The organism is Cognatiluteimonas sedimenti, from assembly GCF_022808325.1.
In the GTDB taxonomy this organism is placed as follows: Bacteria; Pseudomonadota; Gammaproteobacteria; order Xanthomonadales; family Xanthomonadaceae; genus Cognatiluteimonas; species Cognatiluteimonas sedimenti.
Genome location: NZ_JALGCL010000003.1, coordinates 345,768 through 353,123, shown reverse-complemented (window position 1 = coordinate 353,123; position 7,356 = coordinate 345,768). Strand labels below are relative to the sequence as shown.

The window sequence follows — 7,356 nt, the reverse complement described above, 5'->3', positions numbered from 1 at the left end:
GACCTTCGGCGGCATGGATGCCGCCGATGAGCCTACATGGATGTACTTGCGGCGTGTCCCGCGAACAGCGGGCCACCAGCTTCTCCCACGCAAGATTCCGCGCACGCAGCCGCGGCATCACAATAGGTCCCGCGCAGCCCGAACCTGCGGCTACTTGCGGGAGTGTCCGCGATTACAGGGACGCTTCAGCGCGTTTTTCCGCCGAACCGCGGTCCAACGGTTTCCCTGTAGAAGTTCCGGGGTCGGCGCGGGAACCATTCGTGTCCCGTACGCGCGCTACTTCGCCGGCGCCAGCTCGAATTCCTTCGGCGGCTCGACGCCGAGCAGGTTCCTGACGAAGTAGTCCCAACGCCGGCGCATCACGTAATAGCCATCCGCGCCGTAGCCGTGGCGGGCGTTGGGCAGCAGCAGCAGGTCGAAGTCCTTGTTCGCCTTCATCAGCGCGTCGACCACCAGCAGGGTGGACTGCGGCGGCACGTTGTCGTCCATCAGGCCGTGCAGCAGGAATAGCTTGCCCTTGAGGTTCTTCGCGTAGGCGGCGTTGTCCTGGCCGCTGTAGTTGGTCTTGCCGTCGCCCTTGTCCGCCAGCAGGCCGTGGTAGCGCTCGGCCCAGTCGTCTTCGTAGCTGAGGTTGTCGTGGTTGCCGGATTCGGCGATGCCGACCTTGTACACGTCGGGGTAGCGGAACATCGCCCCCGCGGTGGCGTTGCCGCCGCCGGAGTGGCCCCAGATGCCGGCGCGGGCGGCATCGATCCATGGGTACCGCGCCGCCAGCTGCTTCAGCGCGGCGATCTGGTCGGGCAGGGTGTTGTCGGCCATGTCGCCATACCAGGCGTCCTGGAACGACTTGCTGCGCAACGGCGTGCCCATGCCGTCGACGGCGATGACGATGAAGCCGAGTTCGGCCAGTGCCTGGTGGTCGCCGTGCGCGGGCTGGAAGCTGCGCGAGCGCACCGAGCCGACCTGCGGGCCCGGATAGATGTAGGTGATGATCGGGTAGTGCTTCGCCGGGTCGAAGTTCGAGGGCTTGAACATCTGCCCGTAAAGGTCGGTCTTGCCGTCGCGCGCCTTGACCGTGAACGCTTCCGGCGCCACCCAGCCGGCGGCCCTGAGCCGCGACAGGTCGGTGCGCGCGAGTTCCGCGACCTGCCTGCCGTCGGCATCGCGCAGCAGCGCGACCGGCGCGGTGGCGATGGTCGACGCCACGTCGACGAAGTACCGGCCGTCTTCGGAGGGCGTGACCGCGTGGTTGGCGTCTTCCGGCGTCAGCAGCTGCACGTCGCCGCCGTCGATGCCGACCTTGTAGTAGTGGACGAAGTACGGGTCGCGCCCGGCCTCGCGGCCGACGCCGCTGAACCAGAGCGTGCGCGTGGCCGGGTCGACATGGGCGATATCGGTGACGTTCCAGTGGCCGCTGGTGAGCTGCCGCTTGAGCTTGCCGCTGGCCAGGTCGTGCAGGTAGAGATGGCCCCAGTCGGACTTCTGGCTGAACCAGATGAACTCGCCGCTGGCGGGCAGGTAGCGCCAGTTGACCGAGTCCAGCGCCGGCGCGCTCTGGTACTGCGTGGCCACGGTTTCCGTGTACACGTCGCGCACGGCACCGGTTTGCGCGTCGGCCACGCGCAGGGTCGCCGACTTGTGGCCGCGGTCGGTGCTGACGAAGGCCAGGGTCTTGCCGTCCTGCGCCCATTGCACGTCTTCCCAGCCGTTGCTGCACAGCAGGTCGTCGGCGCAAGTGGAGCGGTGCTGGTCCGGGGGCATCCGCAGGCGGATGGTCCGCGGCGTCGCGGCGGACACGTCGATGACCACCCGCTCGATCGTCGTCACGTCCTTGTCGCCGACGAACGGATACTTCCACTGCTGCACCTTGGGCACGCCGACGTTGGTGCCGACCAGGGTCATGGTGCTGGTCTTGCGCTGGTCCTGCTGGAAGGTCGCGATCTTCCGTCCGTCCGGCGACCACACCAGCACCGCGTCGCCGGTGTGCTTCCAGCCGGCGTTGTCGGTGGCGTAGCCGTAGTCCGGCTGGCCGTCGGACGTGAGCCGGGTCTCCTTGCCGGTCGCGGTGTCGCGCAGCCACAGGTTCCAGTCGCGGATGAAGGCTTCGCGGCTGCCGTCGGGGGAGGCCACGCCCGGTTCGTCGCCGGACTTGGGTTTCACGAGCGCCGTGCAACCCCTGCCGTCGCAACGATAGGCATGGTCGTCGCCACGCACGCGGATGCGCAAGCCGCCGTCCTCGCTGCCGACGTCGGCCAGGGACAGCTTGTCGGTCGCGACCGGCTTGGCCTTCGGGTTGGCCTTGCTGACCGCGGCGGCCAGCGCCTGCAGGTCGAAGGCCGGCGTGGAGCGACCGGTCGCCGGGTCCAGGCGCAGGTAGGTGGTCTTGCCGCCCGACATCACGCCGTAGACCAGGCTGCCGTCGGCCAGCCAGTTCGGATCGCGCAGCCAGCCGTCGAGCAGCGGCAGGGTGCGGTCGGCGAGCATGCCTGCCGCACGCTGGTAGTCGGCGCTGGTGACCTGCGCCGTCGCCGTGCCCGTGGCCGCGCCTGCCAGCAGCAGCGCCCCCAACATCCAGCCCCTCGTGACCATCCCCGACCTCTTCGCGATTTCGCCCAAGGGCAACCGCCTGATACTAGCGCGCGTCGTCGGCGGACGGCCCATGACCAATGGCATGCCGGCCGCGACCTGGCGCACGAATGCGCGGGCCGGCCCGGCCGATGCGCGCATGCCGCACTTCGGCACGCGCGGCGCGGCAACGACAGCGCGGCTGGCGCGGCCATGAATCGAGCGCGGCACCACCCGGGCGTCACCATCGTGCTGGCTATACTCGCCGCCGTCATTCGTTCCGGAGGCCTGCGTGCCGCCATCGTCGTCGTTGCCTGTCATGCCGCCGCTGGCGATCCGCGCCTACACCGCCACCACCGCGATCGGCACCGGGCGCGATGCGCAGGCCGCGGCGTTGCGTGGACGACGCGGCGGCCTGCGCCGCAACGACTTCGGCGACACCACGCCCGATCGCCTGGACACCTGGATCGGCCGCGTCGACGGCCTGGAATCACTGCCCCTGCCCACGCCGTGGGCGCAGTGGGAATGCCGCAACAACCGCCTGGCCTGGCTGGCACTGCAGCAGGACCACGTCCTGGACGTGGTCGCGGCGCTGCGCGAGCGTCACGGCGCCACGCGCGTCGCGCTGGTACTGGGCACCTCCACCGCCAGCATCGGCGCGTCCGAACAGGCCTATGCCGGGCTCGAGGATGGCGCCTTTCCCGCCGACCTGCGCCGGCCGCAGGTGCATACGCCGCATTCGCTCGGCGGCTTCGTGCAGGCGGCCACCGGGCTGCGCGGGCCATGCGTCACCGTGGCGACCGCCTGTTCGTCCAGCGCCAAGGTGTTCGCCCAGGCGGCGCGGCTGCTGCAGGCCGGGATCGTCGATGCCGCGCTGGTCGGCGGCGTCGATACGCTGTGCGGCAGCGTGCTGTACGGGTTCAACGCGCTCGGGCTGGTGTCGGCGACGCCGTGCCGGCCGTTCGACAGCGCGCGCGACGGGCTCTCGCTGGGCGAGGCTGGGGGGTTCGCCGTGCTCGAACGCGCGGCGTCGGGCGAGCGCGGCCTGCAGTTGCGCGGTTACGGCGAATCCAGCGACGCCCACCACATGTCCACCCCGCACCCCGAAGGCCTGGGCGCACGCATCGCGATGCAGCAGGCATTGCAGCGCGCCGGCATCGGCGCCGGCGAAGTCGGCTACCTCAACCTGCACGGCACCGCGACGCCTGCCAACGATGCGGTCGAAGCGCGCGCGGTCGCGGCGCTGTTCCCGGACGCGCTGCACGCCAGCTCGACCAAGGGCTGGACCGGGCACACGCTGGGCGCCGCCGGGATCGTCGAATCGGTGTTCGCGCTGATCGCGCTGGAGCATGGCCTGTTGCCGGGCACCCTCAACAGCCGCGACGTGGATCCGGACTGCGGCCCGCAGCTGCGCCTGGACAACGCCGAGGGCGCGCTGCGCCACGCGATGAACAACTCCTTCGGCTTCGGCGGAAACAATTGCTCGCTGTTGTTCGGAGCCGCCGCATGACCGGCACCGGCACGCCGCGCATCGACCTGGGCGCCGGCATCGAGGGCATCGGCTTCTGGGCCAACGGCCTGCCGGACTGGCCGGCCGCGCGGGCCTTCGCCCGCGGCGATGCGCAGCCCGGCGACGCGCCGGCGCGCCCGTCGCCGCAGTTGCTGGCGCCCAACGAGCGCCGGCGCGCGCCGGACACCGTCGCGATCGCGCTCGAGGCCGCGCTGGCGGCCTGCACCGCCGCCGGCCGCGACCCGGCCACGCTGCCGTCGGTGTTCGCCTCCACCCATGGCGACCTCGGCATCACCGACTACATGTGCGCGACCCTGGCCAGCGACCCCCGGGCGATTTCACCCACCCGGTTCCACAATTCGGTGCACAACGCCGCCGCCGGTTACTGGACCATCGGCGCCGGCTGCCACGCGCCCAGCACCGCGATCAGCAGCTTCGATGCCAGCTTCGCGCAGGGCCTGCTGGAGGCGCTGGCGCAACTGGCCGCCGGCGCCGAAGCGGTGCTGCTGTCGGCCTACGACGGCCACGCCGCGGGCCCGCTGGCGGCGGTATCGCCCAGCCAGGGCCTGCTCGCCGGCGCGCTGGTGCTGGCACGCACGCCGCGCCCCGGGACGCCGCGGTTGCGCGCCACCCTGGTCGACGCCGTCGCACCGCCGGCGCGGGGCCGGCTGCCGCAACGGCTGCACGGCAATGCCATGGCGCCGATGCTGCCGCTGTTCCAGGCGCTCGCTTGCGGCGAAGATCTGGTATTCCTGCATGCCGGCCCGGGGCGCGTGCTGCGGGTGGAGATTGCCGATGCCTGACACCGCCCTGCCCGCCTCCCACCTGGACCGGCACACCGTTGCCGTGGTGATCCCGGCGCTCAACGAAGCGCTGCGGATCCGCGGCGTGGTCGAGGGCGCGCTGCTGGAGTGCGACCGCGTGATCGTGGTCGACGACGGTTCCGACGACGACACCGTCGCGCAACTGGCGGACCTGCCGGTGACGCTGCTGCGGCATGCACGGCGCATGGGCAAGGGCGCTTCGCTGCGCGACGGTTTCCGCGAGGCGCTGCGGCTGGGCGCGCGCGCAGTGCTGAGCATGGACGGCGACGGCCAGCACGCGGCCAGCGACATCCCGCGCCTGCTGGCCGCGGCCAATCGCCACCCCGGCTGCGTGGTGATCGGGGCGCGCCTGCGCAAGCGTTCGCAGCAACCGCTGTACCGCAGGCTGGCCAACGAATTCGGCGACTGGGGCATTGCCTGGGGCACCGGCTACCAGGTCGCCGACAGCCAGAGCGGGCAGCGCCTGTACCCGGCCGCGGTGGCGGCGCTGGACGACGTGCCCGGCGAGGATTTCGTGTTCGAGGCGCAGATCCTGATCTCCGCGTCGCGCCGGCTCGGCACCCGCTGCGTTTCGGTGCCGATCGAGTCGCGCTACAAGAGCGTGCATTCGGGCGAGCAGTTCCGCGCCAGCCATTTCCGGCCGCTGCGCGACCTGTGGCGGATCACCAGCCACATCGTGCTGCAGGCGGTGCGCCACGGCGGCCTGGTCGCGGTGCATCGCAGCATCCGCGCCAACCCGCCGCTGGTCGACGACCCGAGCGGCGAATTCGGCAATGCATTGCCGCAACCGCAGATGCAGCGCGCCGGGTGATGGCCCTGACCAGCGGGTCGCCGCGCGACGTCGTCATCCTCGGTGGCGGCCTGGCCGGACTGACGCTCGCCTTGCAGCTGCGGCAACGCGACCCCGGCATCGACGTGCTGGTGCTGGAGCGCAACGCGCACCCGGTGCGCGAAGCCGCCTTCAAGGTCGGCGAATCCACGGTCGAGGTCGGCGCGCACTATTTCGCCGAAGTGCTCGGCCTGCGCGAACACCTGGAGCGCGAGCAGCTGGTGAAGTTCGGCCTGCGCTACTTCTTCAACGATCGCAGCACGCAGCTGGACCAATGCACCGAGCTGGGCGTCAGCCGGTTGCTGCCGACCGGCTCGTGGCAGCTCGATCGCGGCCGCTTCGAGAACTTCCTCGGCGAACGCGCGCGCGCGCTCGGTATCGACTTCCGCGACGCCGCCGTGGTCCGCGGCATCGAGTTGGGCGAGAGCGGCGCCAGCCACCAGGTCGCCTACGAGCATGCCGGCCAAACGCAACGCGTGGCGGCACGCTGGCTGGTGGATGCGTCCGGGCGCGCCGGCCTGCTCAAGCGCAAGCTCGGCCTGGCGCAGGCCAACGGCCACGACGCCAACGCCGCATGGTGGCGCGTCGACGGCAAGCTCGACATCAACGAGTGGTCCGGCGATCCGCAGTGGCGCGCGCGCTGCGAGCCGCCCGACCGCTGGCGCTCGACCAACCACCTGTGCGGCCCCGGCTACTGGTTCTGGCTGATCCCGCTGGCCTCGGGCAGCCATTCGCTGGGCATCGTCTGCGATGCGGCGATGCATCCGCTGGAGACGATGAACACCCACGACAAGGCGATGGCCTGGCTGCGCGTGCACCAGCCGCAGGCCGCCGCCGCGCTCGACGCCTCGGGGCTCGCGCTGCAGGACTTCCGCTTCCTGCGCGGTTTCTCGCATGGCTGCAAGCAGGTGTTTTCGGCCGACCGCTGGGCGCTCACCGGCGAGGCCGGGGTGTTCCTGGATCCGTTCTATTCGCCCGGCAGCGACTTCATCGCGCTCAGCAACACCTACGTCAGCGAACTGGTGGCGATGGACCGCGCCGGCGGGCCGATCGAGGCGCACGCGCAGATCTACCAGCTGCTGTATTTCTCGTTCTACGAGAACTCGCTGACGCTGTACCGCGGCCAGTACCCGATCTTCGGCAACGCGCTGGTGATGCCGCTGAAGATCATGTGGGACTACACCTATTACTGGGCGTTGCTGGCGCCGGTGTTCTTCGGCGGGCGCCAGGCGGCGCTGCCACTGCTCAGCCGGCTCAAGCCGGCCTTCGGCCGCGGCCGTGCGCTGAACCTGGGGATGCAGGCGCTGCTGCGCGACTGGGGGCTGCGCGACGCCGGGCCGGCCGTTGCCGACGGGCGCTGGCTCGACCAGTACCGGCTGGACTGGGCGTGCGCGATGAACGGCGGCCTGGCCGACACGCTCGACGACGACGACTTCGTGGCCCGGATCGACGCCAACGTGGCGCGCATGGCGGCCTTGGCCGCGGAACTGCTGGCGGCGGCGCGGCACGCGCATCCCCGGATCGACGACCACGGCCTGGATGCCCTGTGCGCGGGCGCGGTGCCGCTTCCGGACGATGCCCTGCTGCCGTCGCACTGGCATGCGGGCGTCGCGCCCGCGACGACCTGA

At 71.1% G+C, this 7,356-nt stretch carries 6 protein-coding genes; 5 read left to right on the top strand and 1 reads right to left on the bottom strand.

Features of this window, described 5'->3' with window-relative positions; translation table 11 throughout:
- Positions 1–276: 276 nt before the first annotated feature.
- The gene (locus MQC88_RS10830) at positions 277–2,571 is read right to left on the bottom strand and encodes a S9 family peptidase (RefSeq protein ID WP_243321878.1); all 2,295 of its coding nucleotides are present in this window, start codon (positions 2,569–2,571) and stop codon (positions 277–279) included.
- Positions 2,572–2,581: 10 nt separating this feature from the next.
- On the opposite strand from MQC88_RS10830, the gene MQC88_RS10825 reads away from it, so the two are divergent.
- The 5 genes from MQC88_RS10825 (at position 2,582) to MQC88_RS10805 (ending at position 7,356) form a co-directional block, all read left to right on the top strand.
- Positions 2,582–2,782 carry a hypothetical protein gene (locus MQC88_RS10825; RefSeq protein WP_243321877.1) on the top strand — a complete coding sequence of 67 codons (201 nt, stop codon included), beginning with the start codon at positions 2,582–2,584 and terminating at the stop codon, positions 2,780–2,782.
- Between the two features lie 102 nt (positions 2,783–2,884).
- Entirely contained in the window at positions 2,885–4,075 is a 1,191-nt protein-coding gene (locus tag MQC88_RS10820) for a beta-ketoacyl-[acyl-carrier-protein] synthase family protein (RefSeq protein ID WP_243321926.1), read from the top strand.
- Entirely contained in the window at positions 4,072–4,878 is an 807-nt protein-coding gene (locus tag MQC88_RS10815) for a beta-ketoacyl synthase chain length factor (RefSeq protein WP_243321876.1), read from the top strand. Before MQC88_RS10820 ends, MQC88_RS10815 begins: the two co-directional genes overlap by 4 nt.
- Before the next feature lie 7 nt (positions 4,879–4,885).
- Positions 4,886–5,710: a glycosyltransferase family 2 protein gene (locus MQC88_RS10810; protein WP_425491623.1), complete on the top strand. Its 825-nt coding sequence runs from the start codon at positions 4,886–4,888 to the stop codon at positions 5,708–5,710.
- Complete coding sequence (locus tag MQC88_RS10805) at positions 5,710–7,356, top strand: NAD(P)/FAD-dependent oxidoreductase (protein ID WP_243321871.1); 1,647 nt, start codon at positions 5,710–5,712, stop codon at positions 7,354–7,356. Before MQC88_RS10810 ends, MQC88_RS10805 begins: the two co-directional genes overlap by 1 nt.

Bases quoted from the DNA above. Each gene is read 5' to 3' on its own strand.
- MQC88_RS10815 (WP_243321876.1), top strand. From the start codon at position 4,072: ATGACCGGCACCGGCACGCCGCGCATCGACCTGGGCGCCGGCATCGAG.
- MQC88_RS10820 (WP_243321926.1), top strand. From the start codon at position 2,885: ATGCCGCCGCTGGCGATCCGCGCCTACACCGCCACCACCGCGATCGGC.
- MQC88_RS10805 (WP_243321871.1), top strand. From the start codon at position 5,710: ATGGCCCTGACCAGCGGGTCGCCGCGCGACGTCGTCATCCTCGGTGGC.
- MQC88_RS10830 (WP_243321878.1), bottom strand. From the start codon at position 2,571: ATGTTGGGGGCGCTGCTGCTGGCAGGCGCGGCCACGGGCACGGCGACG.